The 25,885-nt window shown below is 68.7% G+C and carries 19 protein-coding genes; 10 read left to right on the plus strand and 9 right to left on the minus strand.

Annotated features, from left to right (window positions below):
- Positions 1–45: 45 nt before the first annotated feature.
- Positions 46–1,188, minus strand: coding sequence for a YncE family protein (locus tag BW996_RS05005; RefSeq protein ID WP_241461803.1), 1,143 nt, complete (start codon positions 1,186–1,188; stop codon positions 46–48).
- 151 nt (positions 1,189–1,339) lie between these two features.
- Positions 1,340–2,248, minus strand: a complete 909-nt coding sequence (locus tag BW996_RS05010; protein WP_037477522.1) for a dienelactone hydrolase family protein — start codon at positions 2,246–2,248, stop codon at positions 1,340–1,342.
- Positions 2,249–2,359: 111 nt separating this feature from the next.
- Here BW996_RS05010 and BW996_RS05015 point away from each other — a divergent pair, with 111 nt between their 5' ends.
- The 3 genes from BW996_RS05015 to BW996_RS05025 all read left to right on the plus strand — a co-directional run bounded on the left by BW996_RS05015 (position 2,360) and on the right by BW996_RS05025 (position 6,329).
- Positions 2,360–3,877, plus strand: a complete 1,518-nt coding sequence (locus BW996_RS05015; protein WP_051631455.1) for a Ppx/GppA phosphatase family protein — start codon at positions 2,360–2,362, stop codon at positions 3,875–3,877.
- Between the two features lie 102 nt (positions 3,878–3,979).
- Positions 3,980–6,022 (plus strand): polyphosphate kinase 1, encoded by a 2,043-nt coding sequence (gene ppk1, locus BW996_RS05020; protein WP_037477595.1) that lies wholly within the window; start codon positions 3,980–3,982, stop codon positions 6,020–6,022.
- Positions 6,023–6,074: 52 nt separating this feature from the next.
- Positions 6,075–6,329 carry a sulfurtransferase TusA family protein gene (locus tag BW996_RS05025; protein WP_051631445.1) on the plus strand — a complete coding sequence of 85 codons (255 nt, stop codon included), beginning with the start codon at positions 6,075–6,077 and terminating at the stop codon, positions 6,327–6,329.
- 49 nt (positions 6,330–6,378) lie between these two features.
- Here the strand turns inward: BW996_RS05025 and BW996_RS05030 are convergent, their stop codons facing one another.
- From BW996_RS05030 to BW996_RS05040, 3 genes are read right to left on the minus strand one after another with little or no spacing between them, the layout of a single operon-like run.
- Entirely contained in the window at positions 6,379–7,356 is a 978-nt protein-coding gene (locus BW996_RS05030; protein WP_037477518.1) for a Bug family tripartite tricarboxylate transporter substrate binding protein, read from the minus strand.
- A gap of 56 nt (positions 7,357–7,412) precedes the next feature.
- The gene (locus BW996_RS05035; protein ID WP_037477516.1) at positions 7,413–7,790 is read right to left on the minus strand and encodes an AtuA-related protein; all 378 of its coding nucleotides are present in this window, start codon (positions 7,788–7,790) and stop codon (positions 7,413–7,415) included.
- A complete protein-coding gene (locus BW996_RS05040) occupies positions 7,787–9,124 on the minus strand; it encodes an acyclic terpene utilization AtuA family protein (RefSeq protein ID WP_037477591.1) in 1,338 nt (445 codons plus the stop codon). Before BW996_RS05040 ends, BW996_RS05035 begins: the two co-directional genes overlap by 4 nt.
- 108 nt (positions 9,125–9,232) lie before the next feature.
- Between BW996_RS05040 and BW996_RS05045 the strand changes: the two genes are divergently transcribed.
- The gene (locus tag BW996_RS05045; protein ID WP_241461802.1) at positions 9,233–10,141 is read left to right on the plus strand and encodes a LysR family transcriptional regulator; all 909 of its coding nucleotides are present in this window, start codon (positions 9,233–9,235) and stop codon (positions 10,139–10,141) included.
- Positions 10,142–10,184: 43 nt separating this feature from the next.
- Here BW996_RS05045 and galU read toward each other — a convergent pair whose 3' ends face one another.
- Positions 10,185–11,054: a UTP--glucose-1-phosphate uridylyltransferase GalU gene (gene galU, locus BW996_RS05050; protein WP_175619090.1), complete on the minus strand. Its 870-nt coding sequence runs from the start codon at positions 11,052–11,054 to the stop codon at positions 10,185–10,187.
- A 191-nt stretch (positions 11,055–11,245) separates the two neighbouring features.
- On the opposite strand from galU, the gene BW996_RS05055 reads away from it, so the two are divergent.
- Positions 11,246–12,262: an NAD(P)-dependent oxidoreductase gene (locus tag BW996_RS05055; protein WP_037477512.1), complete on the plus strand. Its 1,017-nt coding sequence runs from the start codon at positions 11,246–11,248 to the stop codon at positions 12,260–12,262.
- Here the strand turns inward: BW996_RS05055 and BW996_RS05060 are convergent.
- Positions 12,213–15,074, minus strand: a complete 2,862-nt coding sequence (locus BW996_RS05060; RefSeq protein ID WP_037477510.1) for a valine--tRNA ligase — start codon at positions 15,072–15,074, stop codon at positions 12,213–12,215. The two genes, BW996_RS05055 and BW996_RS05060, sit on opposite strands and share 50 nt — an antisense overlap.
- A gap of 172 nt (positions 15,075–15,246) precedes the next feature.
- Between BW996_RS05060 and BW996_RS05065 the strand changes: the two genes are divergently transcribed.
- The 3 genes from BW996_RS05065 (at position 15,247) to BW996_RS21630 (ending at position 17,259) form a co-directional block, all read left to right on the plus strand.
- Positions 15,247–16,095: a 3-hydroxybutyryl-CoA dehydrogenase gene (locus tag BW996_RS05065; RefSeq protein ID WP_037477509.1), complete on the plus strand. Its 849-nt coding sequence runs from the start codon at positions 15,247–15,249 to the stop codon at positions 16,093–16,095.
- 19 nt (positions 16,096–16,114) lie between these two features.
- Entirely contained in the window at positions 16,115–16,936 is an 822-nt protein-coding gene (locus tag BW996_RS05070; RefSeq protein ID WP_037477507.1) for a diacylglycerol/lipid kinase family protein, read from the plus strand.
- A gap of 179 nt (positions 16,937–17,115) precedes the next feature.
- On the plus strand, positions 17,116–17,259 hold the full coding sequence (locus BW996_RS21630) for a hypothetical protein (RefSeq protein ID WP_156027800.1): 144 nt from the start codon (positions 17,116–17,118) through the stop codon (positions 17,257–17,259).
- 122 nt (positions 17,260–17,381) lie between these two features.
- Here the strand turns inward: BW996_RS21630 and BW996_RS05075 are convergent, their stop codons facing one another.
- Together BW996_RS05075 and BW996_RS05080 are read right to left on the minus strand one after the other, a co-directional pair.
- Positions 17,382–19,595 carry a peptidase domain-containing ABC transporter gene (locus BW996_RS05075; RefSeq protein ID WP_241461801.1) on the minus strand — a complete coding sequence of 738 codons (2,214 nt, stop codon included), beginning with the start codon at positions 19,593–19,595 and terminating at the stop codon, positions 17,382–17,384.
- A complete protein-coding gene (locus tag BW996_RS05080; RefSeq protein ID WP_037477505.1) occupies positions 19,592–20,989 on the minus strand; it encodes an HlyD family secretion protein in 1,398 nt (465 codons plus the stop codon). Before BW996_RS05080 ends, BW996_RS05075 begins: the two co-directional genes overlap by 4 nt.
- A gap of 134 nt (positions 20,990–21,123) precedes the next feature.
- Between BW996_RS05080 and BW996_RS05085 the strand changes: the two genes are divergently transcribed.
- Both BW996_RS05085 and BW996_RS21220 read left to right on the plus strand, forming a co-directional pair.
- Positions 21,124–24,186: an N-6 DNA methylase gene (locus BW996_RS05085; RefSeq protein ID WP_076458715.1), complete on the plus strand. Its 3,063-nt coding sequence runs from the start codon at positions 21,124–21,126 to the stop codon at positions 24,184–24,186.
- A 346-nt stretch (positions 24,187–24,532) separates the two neighbouring features.
- On the plus strand, positions 24,533–25,828 hold the full coding sequence (locus BW996_RS21220) for a zinc metalloprotease (protein WP_139330754.1): 1,296 nt from the start codon (positions 24,533–24,535) through the stop codon (positions 25,826–25,828).
- Positions 25,829–25,885: the final 57 nt, after the last annotated feature.

Raw genomic sequence — 25,885 nt, forward strand, 5'->3', positions numbered from 1 at the left:
GCAGCCCGACCGACCGCGCCGTGCGTGTCCGCGCCGCCCGCATCGTCACAGCCTCGGCGCGTGGTCGAGCGTCCAGACGCCGTGCGGCGACTTGCCCACGCTCACCTGGCGCACCACCTTCTTCTGCTCGGTGTCGATGACGCTGAGCTTGCCGGCCCAGCGCGAGGCCACGAAGATGAACCGGCGGTCCGGCGACAGGTCCATGCAGTCCGGCCCGCTCGGCGCCGGATAGGTATCCACCACCGCCAGCGTCTGGGTGTCGATGCGGCTGATGGTGTTGGCCACGCGGTTGCTGACCAGCACATGGCGCCGGTCGCCCCAGGCGCGGAAGGCGTGCGCGCCGTCGCCGGTCGGGATGCGCTTGATCAGCTTGGGCGGATTGACGCTCACGTCCCAGGCCTCGACCACCGAGTCGCCGGTCAGGCCAACCAGCAGCGTGCGGTCGTCCGACGTCAGATAGACATCGGCCGGCATCTTGCCGCAGGAGACGGTCCAGCGCGGCGCCTGCGTGGCCAGATCGACGGCGATGAGCTGGTCGCTGTCCTGCAGGCTGGCGTAGACCACGGTGCTACGGGTGTCGATCGCCAGGTGGCTGGGCGTCTTGCCGGCGGGCACGCGCTTGACCAGCGTGATGTCGAAGCCGCCACCCGCCGGCCGGCCGACGCGGTACAGGTCGATGTGGTTCAGCCGGTTGGCCGCGGTCACGAACCACTGCATGTCGGGCGAGAAGCGCAGGTGGTAGGGATCGACGATGCCGGTGAGCGTGCGCTGCACCTCGCCGCTGCGCGGATCGACCAGCGTGATCGAGTCGCCGACCGCATTGGCCACCAGCAGCGACTTCTCGTCGGGCGAGAGGTAGAGGTGATGCGGCTCCTTGCCGGTGGGCACGCGGCGCAGCTCGGTCATCGTCACCGGGTCGATGACGCTGATCGTGGCGTCGAGCGAGTTCAGCACGAAGATCGGCGCACGCACCGAGAACGGCGCCGAGGCCGCTGGCGTGGCGGGTGCCGCCGACGAGGCGGCCGCAGCAGGAGCGGCCGCCGAAGGGGCCGTCGAGGCGGATGAAGCGGTGGCGGGTGCCGCCGACGGGCTGGCCGGCGGCGCTGCAGTGGTCGGCTTGCAGGCCCCCAGCGACAGCGCCAGCAGGCTGGCCGAGGAGGAGCGAAGGCAGTCGCGGCGCGAGATCATGCGGCGGGGAGGTGGGGTGAGACGTTGTCGTTCGGTTCGGGGAGCGCGGCAGTTTAGCCCGCCCACCTGAAGCGACATCCCCCCTCGCCTGCCTCGCATCGCACCCCTGCTTGAGCGGGATCAGCCCAGGCGCAAATCGATTCTGCGCCGCTCAGGCCACGCCCTGGGCCTTGAACCACGCCAGGCAGCGCGCCCAGCCGTCGGCCGCCGGCCCGGCCCGGAAGCTGGGGCGATAGTCGGCGTGGAAGGCATGCGGCGCCTCGGGGTAGACGACAAATTCCGAGCGCTGCGCCGCCGGGCTGCCGGCCGCCAGCGCCGCCTTCATGCGCTCGACCGTGTCGAGCGGGATGCCAGTGTCGGCCGCGCCGTACAGACCCAGCACAGGCGCCTTGAGCTCGCCGGCCAGATCGACCGGATGGCGCGGCTGCAGCGCATTGGCGTTGCCCACCAGCCGGCCGTACCAGGCCACGCCCGCCCGCACCTGCGGGTTGTGCGCGGCGTACAGCCAGGTGATGCGCCCGCCCCAGCAGAAGCCGGTCAGACCCAGGCGCGTGACGTCACCGCCGTTCTTCGCCGCCCAGGCCACGGCGGCATCGAGATCGCGCATCACCTGGGCATCGGGCACCTTCGAGATCACCTCGGCCTGCAGCCGGGCGATCTCGCCGTAGCTGCCGGCGTCGCCCTGGCGCACGAACATTTCCGGCGCGATCGCCAGATAGCCCTGGCGGGCGAAGCGCCGCGCCACGTCGGCGATGTGCTCGTGCACGCCGAAGATCTCGCTGATGACCAGCACGACCGGCAGCCGGGTGCCGCCGGCGGGCGCGGCGCGATAGGCCGGCATCGCGAAGCCATCCACATCGATCGTGATCTCGCCGACCGTCAGACCGTCGGCGGGGGTCTTCACCACCGTCTGCGCCATCACCGGCAGCACCGCCGCGGCAAAGCCGGTGCCCAGCGTGGTGCGCATGAAGCCGCGCCGGTCAGGCACAGGCCGCGGCCCGGCCGTCACGAGGCTGTCGAAGTCCTGGCGCATATTGTCATCAAGGGGATTCACGGCCATGTCGGTCTCCTGGAGAGCGGGGTTGTCGGCAACGGCGCGAGCATCCGGGGACGCAAAAAAAACCGCAGTCACGGCCGGCTTGCCCCCGAGAAGACCATGGACAATTCACGCATGCCAGCCCAGTCAGCCTCTTCTTCCGTGCCGTCCTGGCGCGGCGTTCTCGCCTCGATCGACATCGGCTCGAACAGCTTTCGCCTCGAGATCGGACAGACCACCCGCGGCCGCTACCGCCGCATCGACTACCTCAAGGAGACGGTGCGGCTCGGCGCCGGCCTGGACGCCGAGGGCCGCCTGAGCGAGGAGGCCGCGCAGCGCGGCCTGGCCTGCCTGCAGCGCTTCCGCGCCCGGCTGGCCGGCATTCCGGCGCGCCAGCTGCGCGCGGTGGCGACGCAGACGCTGCGCGAGGCCGCCAACCGCGACGCCTTCCTGGCGCGCGCGGCCGAGGCGCTCGGCCATCCGGTCGAGGTGATCTCCGGCCGCGAGGAGGCGCGGCTGATCTACAAGGGCGTGGCGCGGCTGCAGCCCTCGATGCACCCGCGGCTGGTGATCGACATCGGCGGACGCTCGACCGAGCTGATCATCGGCGCGGGCAGCGTGCCGATGCAGGCCGAGTCCTTCGGCATCGGCAGCGTCAGCCTGTCGATGCGCTACTTCGGCGACGGCCTGTTCACCGAGGAGCGCTTCCGCGCCGCGCAGATCGCCGCCGGCGCCGAGTTCGAGGAGGCGCTGGAGACCTTCTCGCGCCGCCACTGGAGCGAGGCGCTGGGCTCGTCGGGCACGGCCGGCGCGGTCTCGCAGATCCTGGCGGCCGCGGGCGTCACCGACGGCACGATCACGCCCGAGGGCCTGGCCTGGTGCATTCGCGCCTGCGTGCAGGCCGGGCGCGCCGACGCGCTGGTGCTGCCCGGCCTGAAGCCCGAACGCCGTGCGGTGCTCGGCGGCGGCCTGGCCATCCTGTCGGCGCTGGCGGCGCAGTTCGGCATCGAGGCGCTGCAGCCCGCACGCGGCGCGCTGCGCCAGGGCGTGATCTTCGATCTGGAGGAGCGTCTGGCCGCCGACCGCGATCCGGCCCACCATGATCTGCGCGACGACACGGTGGCCGAGCTGCAGCAGCGCTTTCGCGCCGACGCGATGCAGGCCCGCCGCGTCCAGGACACCGCCCAGCGCCTGCTCCGCCAGCTCCAGCCCCGCGCCGAGCTGGACCTGCAGCGCGAGCTGGGCTGGGCCGCGGCGCTGCACGAGATCGGCATGATGGTCTCGCACCACGATCACCATCGCCACAGCGCCTACCTGATCGCGCACGGAGACGCGCCGGGCTTCTCGCAGACGCAGCAGCGCCGGCTGGCCGACCTGGTGCTGGGCCACCGCGGCGGACTGCGCAAGATCGAGGCCGCGCTGGCCGAGCCCGACCTGGTCTGGCAGCTGTTCGCGCTGCGGCTGGCGGTGCTGCTGTGCCACGCGCGCTGCGCCCCCGACGAGCCGCTGCCGACGCTGGCGGCCGAGGGCCGCGTGGTACAGCTGCGCCTGCCCGCCGGCTGGGGCGAGCGCCACCCGCGCACGCTGCACCTGCTGGCGGCCGAGGCCGAGGCCTGGGCGCGCGTCGGCGCGCTGCGGCTGCAAGTGCTCTGAGCCTGCACGGCCCCTGGGCCGCCGATCTGGCCGGTCAGACCGGCGAAAATCCGTCACAGATCTGTCATGCCACCGGCCTAGCATCGCCGGATGCCCGACACGATGACCTCTTTTCGCGCTCCGGCGCTGATCAGCCGCGAGCGCTCGATCCTCGAATTCAACCGGCGCGTGCTGGCGCAGGCCCGGCGCAAGGATGTGCCGCTGCTGGAGCGGCTGCGCTACATCTGCATCGTCTCGTCGAACATGGACGAGTTCTTCGAGGTGCGCTTCGCCGACGCGCTGGAGGCCGCGCGCCTGACCGACGAGCTCGATGACGACGAGGATCTGGCCCGGGCCGTGGTGGAGGCGCACGCGCTGATCGACGAGCAGTACCGCGTCTTCAACGAGGAAGTGATGCCGGCGCTGGCGGCCGAGCGCATCGTCATCGTCAACCACGCCGACCGCACCGAGGCGCAGCGCCAGTGGGTCTCGCAGTTCTTCCACCGCGAGGTGCAGCCGCTGCTGATGCCGCTCGGGCTGGACCCGGCGCACCCCTTCCCGCAGGTCGCCAACAAGTCGCTGAACTTCATCGCGCAGCTGGCCGGTGCCGACGCCTTCGGCCGCGAGAACTCGATCGCCATCATCAAGGTGCCGCGGGTGCTGCCGCGCATCATCCGCCTGCCCGACCGGCTCACCGACGGCCGCCAGGCCTTCGTGATGCTGACCAGCGTGATCCGCGCGCATCTGGCCGAGCTGTTTCCCGGCCGCCAGGTGCTGGCCTTCTCGCAGTTCCGCGTGACCCGCGACTCCGACCTCGATGTCGACGAGGACGATGTCACCAACCTGCGCCAGGCGCTGCGCAGCGAGCTCACCACCCGCCACTACGGCCGCGAGATCCGCCTGGAGGTGGTCAACACCTGCCCGCCCGAGCTCGCGCAGTTCCTGCTGAACCAGTTCGACCTGCCGCCGGCCGCGCTCTACCGGGTCAACGGCCCGGTCAACCTGGTGCGCATGAACACGCTGATCGACCTGGCGGTGGCCCCGAAGCTGCGCTTCGCGCCGCACGAGCCGACCTGGCCGACCGCGCAGCTGCCGCGCGGCCGGCGGGTCATGGACTGCATGGCCGAGCGCGACATCCTGCTGCACCAGCCCTTCGAGTCCTTCGACCCGGTGGTGCAGTTCCTGCGCGAGGCGGTCGAGGATCCGAAGGTCCTGGCGATCAAGCAGACCATCTACCGCACCGGCACCGAATCGGTGCTGATGGAGCTGCTGATCGAGGCGGCGCGCCGCGGCAAGGAAGTGCTGGCGGTGGTCGAGCTGAAGGCGCGCTTCGACGAGGAGGCCAACATCAACTGGGCCGAGCGGCTCGAGCGCGTGGGCGTGCAGGTGGTCTACGGCATCGTCGGGCTGAAGACGCACGCCAAGCTGCTGCTGGCCACCCGCAAGGAAGGCCGCCACATGGTGCGCTACGCCCACCTGTCGACCGGCAACTACAACTCCAAGACCGCGCGGCTCTACACCGACCTGGGCTTCCTGACGACCGACCCGGAGATCACCGCCGACGCCGATGCGGTCTTCCGCCATCTCGCCAGCCTCAACCCGCTCGACCGCACGAAGCGGCTGCTGGTGGCGCCCTTCGACCTGCAGTCGACGCTGGTCGAGCTGATGCAGAAGGTGGCGGGCGCGGCACGGGCCGGCCGGCCGGCGCGCATCGTCGCCAAGTTCAACGCGCTGACCGATCCGGTGCTGATCGGGGCGCTGCTCGAGGCCGGCCGAGCCGGCGCCGAGATCGACCTGATCGTGCGCGGCGCCTGCATGCTGCCGCCGGGCGTGCCGGGCCACAGCGAGAAGATCCGCGTGCGCTCGGTGGTCGGGCGCTTCCTGGAGCACACCCGGGTGCTGTATTTCCGCTGGGGCGAGAGCGAGCGCGACGAGGCGCTCTACCTCAGCAGCGCCGACTGGATGACGCGCAACATGCTGCGCCGCATCGAGATCGCCTGGCCGGTGCGCGATGCAGCGCTGCGCCAGCGCGTCATCGACGAATGCCTGGTGCCCTACCTGCACGACGGGCGCGACGCCTGGGTGCTGGAGTCCGACGGGCACTACCGCCGCGCCGGCGAGGAGGGCCTCAGCGCGCAGCAGGCGCTGGTGGCGCGGCACGGCTGAGCGCACGGTCCGCCACTAGAATCGGCGGCCGATCGCGACCAGAAGGCCACCGATGAACACCGATGACACCCCCCTGCCCGCCGCCGACCGCGAGGTCGACGCGCGCGGCCTGAACTGCCCGCTGCCCATCCTGAAGGCCAAGAAGGCGCTGGCCGACATGGACAGCGGCCAGGTGCTGAAGGTGCGCGCCACCGATCCCGGCTCGCTGCGCGACTTCCAGGCCTTCAGCCGCCAGACCGGCAACGCGCTGCTGGCGCAGCAGACGCTGGACGACGGCGAGATGGTGCATCTGCTGCGGCGGCGCTGAGCGCACAGCCGCAGCCGCGCCTCACGGGTTCCGGCCCACAGGTCGAGCCTCACTCAGGCTCGATGCCCGCAGCCCGGATCACCTTGCCCCACTTGAGCGTCTCCGCGGCCTGGTGGCGCGCGAGCTCCTCGGGCGTGCTGGTCCAGGCCTCGGCGCCGGAGGTCTCGAAGAAAGCCTTGGCCGCCGGCGCGCGCACGGCGGTGGCGAGCAGCTCGTTGAGGCGCTTGATCACTGGCGCGGGCGTGCCGGCGGGCGCGTAGGCCGCGAACCAGTAGCTCATGTCGTAGCCCTTGACGCCGGCCTCGTCGAGGGTGGGCAGATCAGGCAGCAGCGGGCTGCGGCGGGTCATCGAGAAGCCCAGCGCGCGCAGCTTGCCGGCCTTGATCTGCGGCACGCCGGTGGCGGTGTCGGTGATCATGAAGTCGATCTGGCCGCCCATCACATCGGTCAGGGCCTGCGGGTTGCTCTTGTAGGGCACATGCAGGATCTCGGTGCCGCTGAGCTGCTGGAACATCTCGCCGGCCACGCGGCTGGAGGCGCTGCCGCTGCTGAAGCTGAGCTTGCCCGGACGCTTGCGCGCGTCGGCCACCAGCTCGGCCACGCTCTTCCACGGCGAGGCCGGATTGACCACCAGCACCTGGCCGCCCCGGCCCAGGCCGGTCAGCGGCGCGAAGTCCTTGACCGGGTCATAGGGCATCTTCTTGTAGAGATGCTCGTTGGCCGCATGCGTGGTGTTGGTGGAAATGATGACGGTGTGGCCGTCCGCAGGCGCGCGGGCCACGAACTGCGCGGCCATCATGCCGCTGGCGCCGGCCTTGTTGTCGACGATCACCGTGGTCTTCGTCTGCTCGCCCACCGATTGGGCCAAGGCGCGCGCGAGCTGGTCGGTGGCGCTGCCGGCCGCGAAGGGCACGACCAGGGTGATGGGCTTGCTCGGGAAGGTCTGGGCGGCGGCCGGGCCGGCCAGGCAGGCCGCGGCGGCCAACGCCAGGGTGCTCAGGGCATCGCGGCGGGAAATTCGGTTCATGGGCTTGTCTCCTCGTGGGCGGTGAATCGGAAGGCGTCGAGCGGGGGCGGACGCGGTCAGTCCGCCGGGCGCAGGCGGTCGGCCAGCGCCAGGGGCACCTGCACCGGCAGGTCCAGCAGCAGATACGACAGCGCCTTGCCGTGGCTGTCGAGGTTGAGCGCGTCGTTCACGCCCCCGTCGAGCACCGCATCGATCACGACGTTGAGCGCCTGCAGCCGGGGCAGCGCATGACAGGTGATCGCGCCAGGGCGGCGGTGCCCGAACTGCCGCGCCACCGCCTCGGGCGTCACCTGGGCCTGAATCAGCGGCCAGAAAGCACGGTCCCAGGCGATGACGCTGATGTTGGAGCGGTCGCCCTTGTCGCCGGTGCGGCCATGGGCGAGGCGGTGCAGCGGCACGGTGAGCGGCACATCGGTCGATCGGTTCTCGCTCATGCGCCCTCCGTGATGAATCGGTACGTGGCCGGCACGGCCTCGCGGGGCACCAGGCAGGACACCGTGCCCAGGGTGCGACGCATCGCGGTGCGCACGCCGCCGCCGCCGGCCGGGCCGCAGGTGTAGAGCGCCGTCACCTCGCGCATCAGGCGCTCGGCCTCGGTGCGCTCGGTGCGGCGCCAGGCGGCGCGCAGGCGCACGTCACGCGCGCCGTGCACGTCCAGCGCGTCGACCCAGGTGCCGGCGTCGTCGCCGAAGACGCTGCCCACGCCGATCAGGTCCAGGCGCAGCGGGCCCTGCAGCCGCTCGCGCAGCACCTGCCCGGCCAGCTTCGCCCGCGCCCCGGCACGCACGCCGGCGTAGGAGATCTCGCCCTCGGCCAGCCAGCCGGTGGCATGACAGACATTGACCTTCAGCGTGGCTGGACGCGCGTGCCCGCGCACCCCCGTCAGGCGCACGCGGTCCGGGCCCAGCTCGGTCAGTTCGGCCTCGCGCAGGTCGGCGATCACATCGGGCGTGAGGTAGGCGGCGGGATCGTGCACCTCGTAGAGCAGCTGCTCGGTGACGGTATGGCGGTCGATGCGCCCGCCGGTGCCAGGTGGCTTGGTGATGATGCAGTGGCCGTCCGCGTCGATCTCGGCGATGGGGTAGCCCAGCCGGGCCAGGCCCGGCACGTCCTTCACCCCCGGATCGGCGTAGTAGCCGCCGCTGACCTGCGCGCCGCATTCCAGCAGGTGGCCAGCCAGGGTGGCGCGCGCCAGGCGGTCCCAGTCGTCCTCGGCCCAGCCGTGATGGGCCATCGCCGGGCCCACCACCAGCGAGGGATCGGCCAGACGGCCGCCCACCACCACCTGCGCGCCCTCGCGCAGCGCGGCCGCCACCGCCGAAGCGCCCAGATAGGCATTGGCCGACACCACGTCCAGCCCGTGGGCATGCGGCTGCCACAGCGCACGCGCCGGGCCGGTCATCAGGTCGTCGCCGTCGATCACGGCCACGCGGGGCGCGCTCAGGCCCAGCTCACGGGCAAGGCGCAGCACATGCCGTGCCGCACCCTCGGGGTTCGCAGCCCCGAAGTTGCTGACGATGCGGATGCCGTGCGCCAGGCAGCGCGCCAGCACCGGACGCAGCAGCTCGTCGAGCAGGGGCTCGTAGCCGGCCTCGGGCCGGGCGCGACGCTCGAGCTGAGCCAGCGCCAGCGTGCGCTCGGCCAGGGTCTCGAAGATCAGGCAGGCCGGGCCGCCGGACGCGATCAGCGCCTCCACGACCGGGCCGGCGGCATCGGTGCGGTCGCCGGAAAAGCCGGCGGCCCCACCGATGCGCAGCGGAACTGGCATCGTCGTCTCCATCACCGGATCGAAGGCCCGGTCGTCTGGATACAGACTCTAGAGCGCCCCGTCTCATTCGTGAAATGGAAATCACGAATTGATTGATCGAAATGACAGATGAATACTCGCACCACGATGACCGACCTGTCCACCCGCCAGCTGCGCGCCTTCCTGACCCTGGCCGACAGCGCCAGCTTCACCCGCGCGGCGGCCGCCTGCCACCTCTCGCAGCCGGCCTTCTCGGCGCTCATCCGCGGGCTGGAAGACCAGGTCGGCCTGCGCCTGTTCGACCGCAGCACCCGCCATGTGGCGCTCACGCCCGAGGGGGCGGCCTTGCGCCCGCGGGCGCAGCGCCTGCTCGAGGAGTTCGAGGCCGCGCTGGAAGGCCTGAGAGAGCTGGCGGCACGCGAACGCGGCCGGGTCTCGATCGCCCTGCTGCCCTCGCTGGCAGCGGGCTGGCTGCCGGAGGTGCTGGCGGGATTTCGCGCCCGGTGGCCGGGCATCACGCTGTCGGTCGCCGATGTGCTGTCGGAGCCCTGCATCGAGCGCGTGCAGCGCGGCGAGGCCGACTTCGCGCTCGCCGCCGTACGCGCCGACACGCCCGAGCTGCAGGCCGAGCCCTTCTGCACCGACGGCTTCCATCTGGTGCTGCCCGCGGGGCATCGCCTGACCCAGGGCCCCATGCCGACGCCTGCGGATCTGCACGGCGAGGCCTTCATCCACCTGTCGCGCATCTCCAGCGTACGCCAGTACATCGAGGCTGCGCTGCACCCGCAGGTGCCGCCAGCCACGCTGGAGGTCGAGCAGCTCGCCACCGTGGCCGGCCTGGTTCGTGCAGGCCTGGGTCTGAGCATCGTGCCCGCTCTGACGCTCTACCAGTTCCAGGACCCCGGCCTGGTGACCCGGCCGCTGGCCTGGCCCGGGCTGGCGCGGCAGATCTACCTGATGCGACGGCGCGACCGCGGGCTGTCGGTCGCCGCGCAGGCGCTGCACGACTGGCTGACGGCGCATCCACCCGCGCCATGAAAAACGCCCGCACGGGGCGGGCGTCGGGAAGGCGCAGGCGGCCTCAGATCTCGAGATTGCGCAGGTAGTCGCGGAAGCCCTTGCCCAGCTCGGGGTGGCGCAGCGCCAGCTCGACGTTGGCCTCGAGGAAGCCGTCCTTGCTGCCGCAGTCGTAGCGGCGGCCGTCGTAGCGGTAGGCGAAGACCTTCTCGCGGCGCAGCAGCGCGGCGATGCCGTCGGTCAGCTGGATCTCGCCGCCGACGCCGCGCGGCTGGGCGGCGATTTCGTGGAACACGCCCGGCGTCAGGATGTAGCGGCCGGCCACGCCCCAGCGCGACGGCGCGACTTCAGGCTCGGGCTTCTCGACGATGTTGCTGACATCCATCAGGTGATCGTTGACCAGCGTGCCGGCGACGATGCCGTAGCGCTTGGTGTGCTCGGCAGGCACTTCCTGCACCGCCAGGATGGAGGCACGCCAGTCGTTGAACTGGTCGACCATCTGCTTGAGCACCGGCGGCTCGCCGATCATCAGGTCATCGGCCAGCAGCACCGCGAAGGGCTCGTTGCCGACCAGGCGCTGGCCGCACAGCACCGCATGGCCCAGGCCGAGGGCCTGCGCCTGGCGCACGTAGATGCACTCCATGTCCTTCGGCTTGATGCTGCGCACCACCTTCAGCAGCTCGTGCTTCTGCGCGTTCTCGAGCGAGACCTCCAGCTCGTAGGTCATGTCGAAATGGTCCTCGATCGCGCGCTTGTGGCGGCCCGTCACGAAGATCATCTCGCGCACGCCCGCGGCGTAGGCCTCTTCGACCGCGTACTGGATCAGCGGCTTGTCGACGACCGGCATCATTTCCTTGGGCTGGGCCTTGGTGGCCGGCAGGAAACGGGTGCCGAGACCGGCGACCGGAAAGATGGCTTTCTTGACGAGTTGCATGGACAGGTCCCCCTGGAGCAAAGAAAAGAGAACGGATTGCCAAAGTTGTTGAATTGACCGGCAAAAGCACGGCTTCTCGATCAATTCTGGCATGAGATGGTGTCATCTCCACGCTCGATCAGGGGACCGTAATACATCGCGCTACTGATTAACATCGAAGCTTACGGATCCTTCACGTTTTGCCGCTTTTCATGGACCTGCTTGTTGCTGAACCGCTTGAGCCCGAGGTGCTGCGCTGGCTGGAGCAGCGCCATGAGGTCTTCCACGCGCCCCGCCTGACGGAGGACGCGCGCGTGCTGGCGGACCTGCTGCCGCAGGCCCGCGCGGCGATGCTGCCCGCCTCGGTGGCGATCGACCGGCGGCTGCTGGGCCGACTGCCGCGGCTGCTGGCCATCGGCCGGGTGGTGGGCGGACCCGAGCGCATCGACTTCCATGCCTGCGAGCGCGCCCGTGTCGAGGTGGTGCGCTGCGCGGATGCCGCCGCGCCGGCCGAGGCCGAGTTCCTGCTCGGCGCGCTGATGTCGCTGCTGCGGCCCGACCCGCGCGAGTCGATGCCGGCAGGCGGGCGCGAGCTCGGTCACAGCACCGTCGGGCTGATCGGCATGGGGGCGACCGCACGCCGGCTGGCCGAACTGCTGAAGGTGCTGGGCACGAAGGTGATCGGCTACGACCCGGCGCTGCACGCGGGCAGCGCGCATTGGGCGCGCTGGGGCGTGCGTCCGGTCGGGCTGCAGGAGCTGTTCGCCCACAGCGATGCGGTCAGCGTGCAGCTCGACTTCTTTCCGCGCTACGCCGGCCTGCTGGGCGAGCGGGTGCTGGCGGACTGCAAGCCCGGCCTGGTGCTGGCCAGCGTCTCGCCGCTGGACCTGTTCGAGTCTCGGGCGCTGGCCGCGGTGCTGCGCAGCGGCCGCCTGACCGCCGCGTGGATGGACCAGGCTGGACCGGAGGCCCGCAGCGAGGGCCACCCGCTGCACGGCGTGCGCGGTCTGGTGCTGACGCCCCGGCTGGCGTCCTACACCCGCGAGGCGCGGCTGCGCAGCGCCTGGGGCGTGGCCCGACGGCTCGACGAGATCCTGCGGATGAAGCCGGCCGGCGACCGGGTGGTCACGATGCCGGCCGAGCTCGGCGACCTGGTGCTGCCGCCGATGAGCGGCGCACTCAGCCCAGGCGCTGCAGCTGCGACTGCAGCTTCGCCAGCGTCTCGCTGAACGCGGCGATCCGCGCGCGTTCCTGCTCGACGACGGCCGCCGGCGCGCGCGCCACGAAGCTCTCGTTGGCCAGCTTGGCCTGGGCCTTGGTGATCTCGCCGCTCAGGCGGGCGACTTCCTTGCCCAGGCGGGCGCGCTCGGCCTCGACGTCGATCTCCACCTTCAGCGCCAGGCGCGCCGCGCCCTGCACCGCCACCGGCGCCAGCGCGCTGGCCTCGGCGAAGGCGGCCTCGTCCTGGATGACCTGCACCTCGGCCAGCTTGGCCAGCGCGCGGATCACCGGCGCGGCCGAGGCCACGAAGTCGGCGTCACCGCAGGTCAGCAGCGGCACGCGCTCGGCCGGCGACAGGTTCATCTCGCTGCGCAGCGCACGCACCACGCCCACGAGCTCCTTCAGGCGCGCGACCCAGGCGTCGGCGGCCGGATCGACCTTCTCCAGCACCGCCACCGGATAGGCCGCGGTCACGATCGAGTCGGCCGCGTCCGCCGCCTTGCGGCCGGCCACCACCGCCACGCCGTTCCACAGCTCGGCGGTGATGAAGGGCGCCACCGGGTGCAGCAGGCGCAGCGTCGTCTCCAGCACGCGGATCAGCGTGCGGCGGGTGGCGCGCGCCGAGGCCTCGTCACCGGCGTCCTTGGCCACCTGCAGCTGCACCTTGGCGATCTCCAGGTACCAGTCGCAGTACTCGTCCCAGACGAACTGGTAGATCGCGTTGGCGACGTTGTCGAGGCGGTAGTCCTTGAAGCCCTGCGCGACCGCATGCTCGACGCGCTGCAGCTCGCCGGTGATCCAGCGGTCGGCCGGGCTGAAGCGCAGGTAGCCGCCGGTCGCGCATTCCTCGGCGCTGTGGTCCTTCAGGCCGCAGTCCTGCCCCTCCGTGTTCATCAGCACGAAGCGGGTGGCGTTCCAGAGCTTGTTGCAGAAGTTGCGATAGCCCTCGCAGCGCTTGGAGTCGAAGTTGACCGAGCGGCCCAGCGTGGCCATCGCCGCGAAGGTGAAGCGCAGCGCGTCCGCGCCGTAGGCCGGGATGCCCTCGGGGAATTCCTTCTCGGTGGCCTTGCGCACCTTCGGCGCGGTCTCGGGCTTGCGCAGACCGACGGTGCGCTTGTCCAGCAGCTCCGGCAGCGCGATGCCGTCGATCAGGTCCACCGGATCGAGCACATTGCCTTCCGACTTCGACATCTTCTTGCCCTGCGCATCGAGCACCAGGCCGTGGATGTAGACGTGCTTGAAGGGCACCTTGCCGGTGAAGTGCTTGGTCATCATGATCATCCGGGCGACCCAGAAGAAGATGATGTCGTAGCCGGTGACCAGCACCGAGGACGGCAGGAACAGGTCCTGCTCGATCGTCTGCTCGGGCCAGCCCAGCGTGCTGAAGGGCACCAGCGCCGACGAGTACCAGGTGTCGAGCACGTCCTCGTCGCGCTTGAGCGCGCCGGTGTAGCCGGCGGCGGTGGCCTGGGCGCGGGCGTCTTCCTCAGACTTGGCCACGAACAGCTCGCCGTTCTCGCCGTACCACGCCGGGATCTGGTGGCCCCACCAGAGCTGACGCGAGATGCACCAGTCCTGGATGTTCTTCATCCACTGGTTGTAGGTGTTGACCCAGTTCTCGGGCACGAACTTGACGTCGCCCGAGTCGACCGCCTCGATCGCTTCCTCGGCAATGCTCTTGCCGTTGGCGCCGGCCTTGGTCATCGCGACGAACCACTGGTCGGTCAGCATCGGCTCGATGACCTGGCCGGTGCGGGCGCAGCGCGGCACCATCAGCTTGTGGGCTTTCACCTCGACCAGCAGGCCCTCGGCCTCGAAGCGCGCCACCAGCGCCTTGCGGGCGGCGAAGCGGTCCATGCCGACGTATTCGGCCGGGATGTCGGCGGCCTCGTGCGCGCTGACCTTGGCCTCCAGGTCGAAGATGGTCAGCATCGGCAGGCCGTGGCGCAGACCGACCTGGTAGTCGTTCTGGTCATGCGCGGGCGTGACCTTGACGACGCCGGTGCCGAAGGTCTTGTCCACATAGGCGTCGGCGATCACCGGCACCAGGCGGCCGGTGATAGGCAGACGCACCTGCTTGCCGATCAGGTGCGTGTAGCGCTCGTCCTCGGGGTGGACCATGACGGCGGTGTCGCCCAGCATGGTCTCGGGGCGGGTGGTGGCCACGACCAGCGACTCGTCCGAGCCGTCGACCGGATAGCGGATGTGCCAGAGGCTGCCGTTCTCCTCCTCGCTCTCGACCTCCAGGTCGGAGACGGCGGACTTCAGGATCGGGTCCCAGCTCACCAGGCGCTTGCCGCGGTAGATCAGGCCTTCCTCATACAGGCGCACGAAGGTCTCGGTGACGACCTTCGAGAGCTTGTCGTCCATCGTGAAGTACTCGTGCGACCAGCTCACCGAGTCGCCCATGCGGCGCATCTGCTGCGTGATCGTCGCCCCCGACTGCTGCTTCCACTCCCAGACCTTGGCGACGAAGTTCTTGCGGCCCAGGTCGTGGCGGCTGACGCCCTGCCCCTGCAGCTGGCGCTCGACGACGATCTGCGTGGCGATGCCAGCGTGGTCGGTGCCGGGCACCCACAGCGTGTTGTGGCCCGACATGCGGTGGTAGCGCGCCAGCGAGTCCATGATCGTCTGGTTGAACGCGTGGCCCATGTGCAGCGTGCCGGTGACGTTGGGCGGCGGCAGCTGCACGCAGAACGAGGGCTTGCTCGGGTCGAGCGTCGGCGCGTAGACGCCGCTGGCCTCCCAGGCCGGCGCCCAGCGGGCCTCGATGGGGGACGGTTCGAACGATTTGGACAGGGCGTTGAGGGCGTCGGTCATGGCGGGGGATGTGATCGGGTCGGCGCGCGGTCGGGCGCGGACAAGGGCATGATTCTAAGAAGTGTGATCGTCGTCAGTCCGGCGTGAGCGGCATCCGTCAGAATCGAACGACCGTTCTTTTTCCGAACCCGGCTCGGGTTCGCGTCATTCTCACTTTCGCGGGAGCATCCACATGAGCATCCAGACCGTCGGCATCATCGGCGCCGGCACCATGGGCAACGGCATCGCGCAGGTCTGCGCGCAGGCCGGTCTCGACGTCGTCATGGTCGACATCAGCGAGGCGGCGGTCCAGAAGGGCCTGGCCACCGTCGCCGGCAGCTTCGACCGCCTGATCAAGAAGGACAAGCTCACCGCCGAGCAGAAGGCCGCCGCGCTGGCGCGCATCCAGCCCTCGACGAGCTACGACGACCTGAAGGCCGCGCAGCTGGTCATCGAGGCCGCCACCGAGAACGAGGCGCTGAAGATCAAGATCCTCGGCCAGCTCGACGCGCTGCTGGCGCCGGAAGTGATCGTCGCCACCAACACCAGCTCGATCTCGATCACCCAGCTCGCCGCCAAGACCCAGCGCGCCGACCGCTTCATCGGCATGCACTTCTTCAACCCGGTGCCGATGATGGCGCTGGTGGAGATCATCCGCGGCCTGCAGACCTCGGACGCCACCCACGCCGCAGTGCACGATCTGGCCACCCGCCTGGGCAAGTCGCCGATCACGGTCAAGAACGCACCGGGCTTCGTCGTCAACCGCATCCTGATCCCGATGATCAACGAGGCCTTCTTCGTGCTGGCCGAGGGCCTGGCCTCGCCGGAGGACATCGACGCGGGCATGAAGCTGGGCTGCAACCAGCCGATCGGCCCGCTGGCGCTGGCCGACATGATCGGCCTGGATGTGTGCCTGGCGGTGATGGATGTCTACATGCAGGAGTTCAACGACTCCAAGTACCGCCCCTGCCCGCTGCTGAAGGAATACGTGGCCGCCGGCTGGCTGGGCCGCAAGACCGGCCGCGGCGTCTACAGCTACTGAAGATACGGGCAGCCGCACCGTGGCGCCGCCGGCGGTCGTGCTGCTCAACCCGCTGGCCGCGCTGGGACGGGCCGGCGAGCTGCGCCGCCCGGTGGCCGACTGGCTGGCGCACCATGCGCCCGGCGTGCCGCTGCTGAGCGCCGCCAGCGTGACCGAGGCCCGGGCACGGCTGAGCATCCTGGCGCCGCGCACCCGCATCGTGCTGATCGGCGGCGACGGCACGCTGCACGCGATGCTGCCGGCGCTGCTGAAAGGTGGCTTGCGGGTCGGCCTGGTGCCGGCGGGCCGGCGCAACGAGGTCGCCTGCAGCCTGCACCTCGACCAGCTCGACTGGCGCCAGGCCCTGCTGCATGCGCTGCATGCACCGACCGCCGCGGTCGACATCGGCCTGATCGAGACCGACGCGACGGTGCTGCACTTCGCCGGCCTGGTGCGGGTCGAAGCGGATCAGCCGCTGTCGCTGTGGATCGACCAGCACCGCGTCGCGCTGGCGCGGCCGGTGCTGCGCCTGCGCCTGTGCAACGCCACCCCGCCGCCGGCCGATCGCGACGCCCCCGAGCGCATCGCCCCGGTGCTGATCGACGACGCGCTGCTGCACCTGCTCGACGAGCCGCAGCGCCCGCTCTGGCAGCGCCTGCTGCACCCCGCGGCGCAGCCGCCGGCCCGCCCGGCCCTGCGCATCCGCATCGAGGCCGCGCAGCCGATGCCGCTGCTCATCGACGGCGAGCCGCAGCCCGCCACCCGCCAGATCCGCGCCGAGCTGCTGCCCGGTGCGCTGCAGATGACCGGCTCGCATGTGCCGACGCTGGACCCGCATCGCCTGTCCGACACCACCTGGTGAGCGCTGAGGCCCACCCGTGCTTGATGGCCCTAAGCTTTGCCGGAGTGTTGCCAAAAGTAACCTTTCGTTAAATACTGCACACAGCGCAACGCACAGGACAGCGCGCTCCGATCCGGCACCGGATGGCACCGGCTCGGCTCGTCCACACCATTCATTCATCACACACGGAAGGAACGATCATGCGTGAACTCAAGAAGGAAGAACTGAAGGCAGTCTCGGGCGGCTTCTTCCTGTTCGGCGGCCTGCTGCGCCACCTGTTCGGCTTCAAGAGCTACAGCTACCACCAGCCGGTCAAGCACGAGCCGCCGAAGTCGAAGCACTGATGCCGCGAACATGGTGATGAACCGGCTGGACCGGTTCATGCCTCTGCCAGGGCCGCCTCGTGCGGCCCTTTGTGCTTTTCATCGGCCTGCGGACAGACCTGCGGACAGGCCCGGGCCCGGCCTCAGCCCTGCCGGGCCACCCGCTGCAGCCACGCCGCCGGCGGCCCGTCGAAGACGATGCGCCCGCCCTCCAGCGCCACCACCCGCTCGGCCGCGGCCACCGTCTCGGGGCGGTGCGCGATGACGATGCGGGTGATGCCCATGCGCGCGACCGCGGCGTTGACGCCGGCCTCGCGCTGCAGGTCGAGGTGGCTGGTGGCCTCGTCGAGGATCAGCACCCGCGGCCCCTTGTAGAGCGCACGCGCCAGCAGGATGCGCTGCTTCTGCCCGCCCGAGAGCGTCGTGCCCATGTCGCCGACGAGGGTGTGCAGGCCCATCGGCATCGCCTCGATGTCCTCGCGGATCGCCGCCAGCTCGGCGCACAGGCCGATGCGCGCCAGGTCGGGCTGCGGATCGAAGAAGGCGATGTTCTCGGCCAGCGTGCCGGCAAACAGCGCGTCATCCTGCATCACCGCGCCGACGCAGGCACGCCAGGGCGTGCGGCCGATGCGCGCCAGCGGCACGCCGGCGACGCGGATCTCGCCCTCGACCGGCTTCAGGTCGCCCAGCAGCAGGTTGACCAGCGTGCTCTTGCCGCCGCCCGAGGGCCCCACGACGGCCACGCACTGGCCCTCGGGAATCACCAGGTCCAGGCCGTCGATGACGAAGGGCTCGTGGTCGGAGTAGCGAAAGCGCACGCCCTGGCAGCGGATGTCGAGCGGCTGGCCCGAGCCCGGCGGCGGCAGCCCTTGCGGCGCGCGGCCGTCCTGCTCCTCGGTCTCGGTGGGCGTGAGCACGATGTCGGCCAGGCGCTCGGCGTCCAGCCGCAGCAGGCGCAGCTCCAGCAGCTTCATCACCAGGTCGGTCATGCGGCCGTCGAACTGGGTGCGGTAGGCGATGAAGGCCAGCAGCATGCCCAGCGTCAGCTCGCCGGCGAGCACCGCCTGCGCGCCCATCCACAGGATGGCCACCGTCGACAGGCCGGAGAACAGGCTGCGGCCGATGCTGCGCACCAGCTGCAGCGCCTGCACCCGCAGGCCGGCATTGAGCTCGGCCGCCAGCAGCGACTGCCAGTGCGCGCGCCGCTCGACCTGACGGCCGAAGAGCTTGAGCGCGCGCACGCCGCGCACCGACTCCAGCACATGCGAGGACTGGGTGGCCTCGCGCACGATCTCCTCCTCGCGCGCGCGCAGCAGCGGCCGGAAGATCAGCACCAGCAGCAGCGCGTACAGCCCCACCGCCAGCACCGCCACGCCGGCCAGCTTCGGGCTGTACATCAGCATCAGCCCGAGCGCGAACAGCGCCATCACCCCGTCGAGCGTGGCCTCGACGAAGGTGGTGGTCAGCACCTGCTGGATGTGGTCGATCGACTGGAAGCGCGAGATCACGTCGCCCAGATGGCGCTTCTGGAACCAGGCCACCGGCAGGTCGAGCAGGTGCTGCAGCACATTGCTGCGCCACTGCAGCTTCAGCGAGGCCGACACCGCCGCCAGCAGCCAGCCGCGCAGCAGCGTCAGGCCCTGCTCGGTCACGGTGATCAGCACGAAGCCCAGGCCGAGCAGGGTCAGCAGCTCATGGTCGCGCGACAGCAGCACCTGGTCGGTCACCCACTGGGTGAACTGCGGATGCGCCAGCGCGAACACCTCCAGCGCCAGCGACAGCGCCAGCAGCCGCGCCAGCATCGCGCCGCCGCCGCGCACCTGGCCGATCAGCCGCGGCAGCGTGACGCGGGTGCGCTCGCTGCGCGGGCGGAACCCTTCAGCCGGCCACAGCTCCAGCGCCACACCGGTGAAATGCTCCGACAGCTCGCGCCGGCTCACCCGGCGCTCGCCGCGCGCGGGGTCGAGGATGACCGCGCCGCGCGCGTCGGCCTCCTTCAGCACCACGAAATGGCTCAGATCCCAGTGCAGGATGCAGGGCCGGCGCAGCTGCACCAGCTCGTCGACCTCCAGTCGCAGCGCGCGCGAGGCCAGATGCTCGGCCGCAGCCACCGTCACCAGGCCGCCCAGGCTCAGGCCCGACATCGACACCGCATGGCGCTGGCGCAGCGCCAGCAGATCGGTGCGCACCCCGAAATGGCCCAGCACCATGGCCAGGCAGGCCAGGCCGCACTCGGCCGCCTCGGTCTGCAGCACCACCGGCACGCGCGATCGCATCGCCAGCGCGATGCGCAGGCTGTCGATCAGCAGCTGCGCCCGGCCCGCACCGGCGCTCTTCATGTCCATGTTCTCGCTCACGACTTCACCGCCTTGGCCGCGGTCAGCAGCGGCTCGAGCATCCATTCCCACAGCCGGCGCTGCTCCATCATCAGATCGGCCTGCACCCGCAGGCCCGGGCGCAGCGGTGCGCTCGCCAGCGCCGGGAAGACCTGACGCTCCAGCCGCACGGTGATCGCGTAGAGCGGCTCGGCGCTCGCTCCGCCCCCGGCGCCCGCGGCCTCCGGCGCGAAGCTGGCCAGGCCGAGCTGGTCGTCCAGACCGGCCGGATAGGTCGACACCGCCACCACCTCGCCGCGCTGGTGGCCGAACTTCTGGTACGGGAAGGCCTCATGGCGCAGCCAGACCGCGGTGCCCGGCCGCACGAAGCCGACGGTGCGGCTGGGCGCGTACAGCACCGCCTGCAGCGTCGTGTCGTCGGGCACCAGCACCAGCAGCGGGCGCACCGCGTCGACCGTCGTGCCGGGCGCGCCCTGCAGCAGCGTGGCGCGCCCGTCCTGCGGCGCGGTGATGACGATGCGCCGGCGTGCCTCGGCGTCGGCCAGCTGCTCGCCCAGCAGCGCCAGCTCGCGCTCGATCGACTGCTCGCGGGTCTGGCGCGCGGCGCGGGCCTGGTCGAGCTGCTGCTCGACCTGCGCCTGCTCGCGCGCCAGCGCCAGCGCGTCGCGCCCGAGCGCCTGCAGGCGCTGGCGCTGGTCGGAGAGATCGCGCTCGCGCTCCTGCCAGGCCTCGCGGGTCACCAGGCCCTGCTCGAACAGCAGGCGCTGGCGCTGCGCGCTCTCCTCGGCCAGCGCGACGCGGCGGCGCTGCTCGGTCTGCTGCTGGCTGATCTGGCCGCGCTCGGCGCCCATCGCGCTCACCCGGCGCTGCAGCGCGCCGATGTCGGCCTCCAGCGATTCGACGGTGCGGCGGCGCTCGGCCTCGAGCAGCTCGCGGCGCTGCGCGATGCTGCCGCTGATCTGCGCCTGGTAGCCGGCGAGCGTCTCGGCGCCGGCCGGCCGGTCGGTGCCCAGCACATAGAGCACCTCGCCGCGGCGTACCGGCTGGCCCTCGCGCACGCGCTGCTCGATGACGGTGGCGCCCTGGGGCGCGACGATGCGCATCACGCCCTGCACCGGCACCAGCTGGCCGCCGACGGTGGCGCGCCGGGTGTAGCCGCCCTGCGCGACCAGCAGCACCAGCGCGCCGGCCAGCAGCAGCGCGATCAGCGTGACCGCGTTCCACAGCGGCCGCGCGCCCAGCAGCACCTCGCCGGCCAGACGCGGACGCCGTCCGGCCATCACCTCGGGGCGGAACAGCGGGCTGTCGTCGTCCTCGTCGGTGGAAGACGGCGCGGCGCCGGGCAGCGGCTCCTGGATCGTCGCGGGAAAGCCGGAATCGTCATCGTCGGCGGGCGGGGCGGCAGCGCGGGGCATCTTCGGACGGAAACAATGGGATACACATCGTAACCATCGCGCGCGACGCGCTGTGACCGCCCCCCTGACTGCGGGCACTGGATCCGGCAGGCGCGGTACGCTCCGCCCCGCGTTTTCAGCCAACCGGGACCAAGATGGCCGTCAAGAAATCAGAACTGTATGCATCGCTGTGGAAGAGCTGCGATGAGCTGCGCGGCGGCATGGACGCCAGCCAGTACAAGGACTACGTGCTGGTGCTGCTGTTCATGAAATACGTCAGCGACCGCTATGCGGGTGATCCGGACGGCCAGATCTTCGTGCCCGAGGGCAGCCGTTTCAGCGATCTGGTGGCGCTGAAGGGCGACAAGGAGATCGGCGACAAGCTGAACAAGGCGATCGCCGCGCTGGCGGAGGAAAACGACCTGACGGGCGTGATCACGCTGGTGGATTTCAACGACCCGGACAAGCTCGGCAAGGGCCGGGAGATGGTCGATCGGCTCTCCAACCTGATCGGCATCTTCAACGCGCCGGGGCTGGACTTCAGCGGCAACCGGGCCGAGGGCGACGACCTGCTCGGCGACGCCTACGAGTTCCTGATGCGCCACTTCGCCACCGAGAGCGGCAAGAGCAAGGGCCAGTTCTACACGCCCGCCGAGGTGTCGACGGTGATGGCGCGGCTGCTGGGCATCGGGGCGGACACGCCGGCCTCAAGAAGCGCGCATGACCCGACCTGCGGCTCCGGCTCGCTGTTGCTGAAGGTGGCGGCCGAGGCGCCGCACGGGCTGACGCTCTACGGCCAGGAAATGGACAACGCCACCAGCGCGCTGGCGACGATGAACATGATCCTGCACGACTGCACCACGGCCGCGATCGAGAAGGGCAACACGCTGTCGTCGCCGCAGTTCCGCGACGCGGCGGGGCAGTTGAAGACCTTCGATTACGTGGTGGCCAATCCGCCCTTCTCCAGCAAGGCCTGGAGCAACGGGCTGCAGCCGCAGGACGACGAGTTCGGCCGCTTCACCTACGGCGTGCCGCCGGAGAAGAACGGCGACTACGCGTTCCTGCTGCACATCCTGAAGGTGTTGAAGAGCACCGGGCGGGCGGCGGTGATCCTGCCGCACGGGGTGCTGTTCCGGGGTGGCGCGGAGGGGCTGATCCGGCAGCGGCTGCTGAAGCAGGGCTTCATCCAGACGCTGATCGGGCTGCCGGCGAACCTGTTCTATGGCACCGGCATTCCGGCCTGCATCCTCGTGCTGGACAAGTCGCAGGCGGCGACGCGGGACAGCGTGTTCGTGGTCGATGCGAGCCGGGGTTTCCGCAAGGACGGCAACAAGAACCGGCTGCGGGCGCAGGACATCCACCGCATCGTGGACGTGGTGACGCGCCAGCGCGAGGCGGAGCGGTACGCGCGCCGGGTGCCGCTGGCGGAGATCGAGGCCAACGACTGGAACCTGAACATCCCGCGCTACATCGACGGCAGCGAGCCGGAGGATCTGCAGGACATCGAGGCGCACCTGCGCGGCGGCATTCCGCGGCGGGACATCGACGCGCTGCAGCGCTACTGGGCGGTGTTTCCGGGGGTGCGGGCGGCCTTGTTCGAGGATCTCGCGGGGCGGCCGGAGCATGTGCGGCTGAAGGTGCCGGCGGCGGAGATCCGGGCGGCGATCTTCGGCCATGCGGAGTTCACGGCGTTCAACGCGACCGTGAGCGGGCGGTTTGCGGCGTGGCGCGAGGAGCGCACGGCGGGGCTGCGGGCGCTGGCGGTGGGCGACTCGGCGCGGGCGCTGGTGCGGGATCTGGGGGAATCGATCCTGGCGCGGTTCGAGGGGGCGCCGCTGATCGACGCCTATGACGTGTACCAGCACCTGATGGACTACTGGGACGAGGTGATGCAGGACGACGTGGCGCAGATCGTCCAGGACGGCTGGCGGGCGCAGCGGCCAGGGGCGACGGCGGGGCGGATGGAGCCGAACACGGACCTGATCCCGATGGCGCTGGTGATCGGGCGGTTTCTGGCGGCCGAGGCGGCGCTGGTCGAGCAGCTGGAGGGCGTGCGCGACGGCTTCACCCGGCTGCGCGAGGAGCTGGAGGAGGAGCACGGCGGCGAGGACGGCCTGTTCGCCGAGGCGCGCACCGACAAGGGCAAGCTGACGGCGGCGAGCGTGAAGGCGCGGCTGAAGGCGATCAAGGGCGATGCGGACCAAGCGGACGAGCGGGCGCTGCTGGACCAGTGGCTCGGGCTCAACGACCAGGAAACCGACGCGGGCCGGCGCATCAAGGACGCCCGCAAGGCGCTGGAGACAAAGGCCGCCCGGCAATACGCCGCGCTGACCGACGACGAGATCCGGGCGCTGGTGATCGACGACAAGTGGATGGCGCGGCTGGCGGCGGATGTGCAGTCGGAGCTGGATCGGGTGTCGCAGGGGTTGACGGGGCGGGTGCGGGAGTTGGGGGAGCGGTATGCGGTGCCGTTGCCCATATTGATAGAAAAACACAAAGAAATTTCATCCCGACTGGATATTCATTTTCGTGAAATAAATTCAACCGCATGGCAAGACCTATTAAGTGGTGAGCGACGCCTACCAAATTACACGGCACCACGGATTAATCGCCCACTAAGCTATGTAATTGCAGACCTCGAAGCTGGCGTAAGCGTCAATTCCGTGGAATGTGACAACCCAGCAAGCACCGGCAAACCTTGCATACTCAAGACTTCAGCAATTTACGATGGCGAATTTAATCCTGCAGAATGCAAATTGATCGAACCAAAAGACACCAGTCGCGCTCGGCTGTCCCCGCGAAAAGACACGATCTTGGTCAGCCGGATGAACACGCCGAACCTCGTCGGGGAAGTCGGCTACGTCGCCAACGACCACCCAAACCTGTACTTGCCCGATCGCCTCTGGATGACACGATTTCACCAAGGCGCCAAAGTCTGTCCACGCTGGCTGGCCTACATGCTCAGCAGTACGCACATCAAGGACAAGATCAAGGGCCTCGCCACGGGCACCAGCGGCAGCATGAAGAACATTTCGAAGGGCGCCTTGTTGGGGCTGGAGTTGGCATTTCCCGTGCTCGAAGAACAAATCGAAATTGCCATGATTCTCAGTGACATGGACACCGAGATCACCGCCCTCGAAGCCCGCCGAGAAAAAACCCGCCTCATCAAACAAGGGATGATGCAAGAGCTATTGAGCGGCCGGGTTCGGTTGATCTGATCAAACTACCCGCCAGGCCGGAATGCACCGGTTTGGCGCACCACGCGGCGGCATTCGTTCGCCGCGAGATCCCACCATGTGAATGCATGGATCTGGATCAAGAAATCCCCTCGATGAACTGAAAACCGCCCGCGTTGGCGGTGTTGGGCTTTCGCTTTCGGTAGCACTTTTGCGTGAAATTTTCCACATTTGCGGTGTGACAAATTTCACGCTTTTTGCATTTCAACTCGAAAGTTTAAGGGTTTTTGATGTGAGGACAAGGGTTGCAGGTTGAGGCTTTGAGCGTGCGTGAAGGTACTTATATTGGAAGTAGTGGACCAATTACCCCTTACTCGGGAGATGTCGAATGGACCGAAAAATCACCGCCATTGCAGTGATGTTGTTTGCCACCTCACACGCTTACGCGCAACTGGACTCGTATCCACCGGCACTTTCTGAAAAGTTAGCCGCACAGAGAGCAGCAGAAATAAGCGCCAGCCAAAAGCTTCCTGATCAAACCGCAAACTATCTATTCGCCAGAAAGCGTTGGACTCCCGGATCAACCATACTTATCGCATTCAATGGCGGCGAGTCGGCAATGCATGGTGCAATTGCCAAACAAGCCGCACAGTGGGAAAAATATGCAAACATAAAACTCGATTTCGGCTTTAATCCAAAAACCAAAAAATACAGAACTTGGTCAACTGAAGACACCAATCGCTCAGCCCATATTCGCATCGGATTTTCGGAACCTGGATATTGGTCATATGTCGGGACTGACAGCGTCAGCAGCATCGCTCCAGAAAACGCCTCTTCCATGAATTTCGAGGGATTTATTGAAAGTTGGCCGAAACTCATGCCCGACCGTTGGAAAACGGTAGTGATTCATGAGTTTGGACATGCACTGGGGCTTCATCATGAACATCAGCATCCAACTTGCGGCGCTGAATTTAGATGGGAAACCGGACCGAACAAAGAACCGAGCGTGTACGAGGTATTTCAAGATTGGCAACGATGGGATCGCCAAACTGTTGATGTCAATCTTCGCCCGAGTGAAATCAATCAAACATATTCATCAAAAATCGCCGACAGAGCATCAGTAATGTTCTACGCAATGCCTGAGCAATCCTTCATTAAGGGGCGAAAAAGTATCTGCTACATTCCCAAAGAGAACCGAGGAATATCAAGAATAGATGGCATCGGCGCAGCAGCCTCGTATCCCAAAAATCCAACGCACGCAGTAGAAATGGCCCTCGCATATGCTCAAACCTCAGCATTACTCTCCTCTCTATCGAAAGAAAACTTAAATTCAGAAGAACAACAGGCAATCAAAAATAGGGTTCAATCAGGAATCGAAGCCAAAAAACCTTTGCTCTACATTCAAATACAACGTGAATCCGATCGCGCAATTGCCAGCAAAATACAGATTGCAGCCCAAAACAACGGGTTTCTTGCTCCCGGTATAGAAAATGTAGCCGCAAAAAAATTAAAGTCTGGAGCAAAAACAGAAATAAGGTATTTTAGAGAAATTGATGCGCCATATGCAAAAAATATTGCAGAAATATTTGAAGAGTCACTTACCGGCAACGACTATCGCATAGTGCATGTCAAGTCGCTGGCATCGTCAGTCAGTCGAAATCTGGTTGAAATATGGCTTCCGTAAAAAGTCATCACGTCAGTCAAGCCCATCACGCAAATAGCACGGCCTCACCCCAACTTT

This window comes from Sphaerotilus natans (assembly GCF_900156335.1).
Taxonomy (GTDB): domain Bacteria; phylum Pseudomonadota; class Gammaproteobacteria; order Burkholderiales; family Burkholderiaceae_C; genus Sphaerotilus; species Sphaerotilus natans.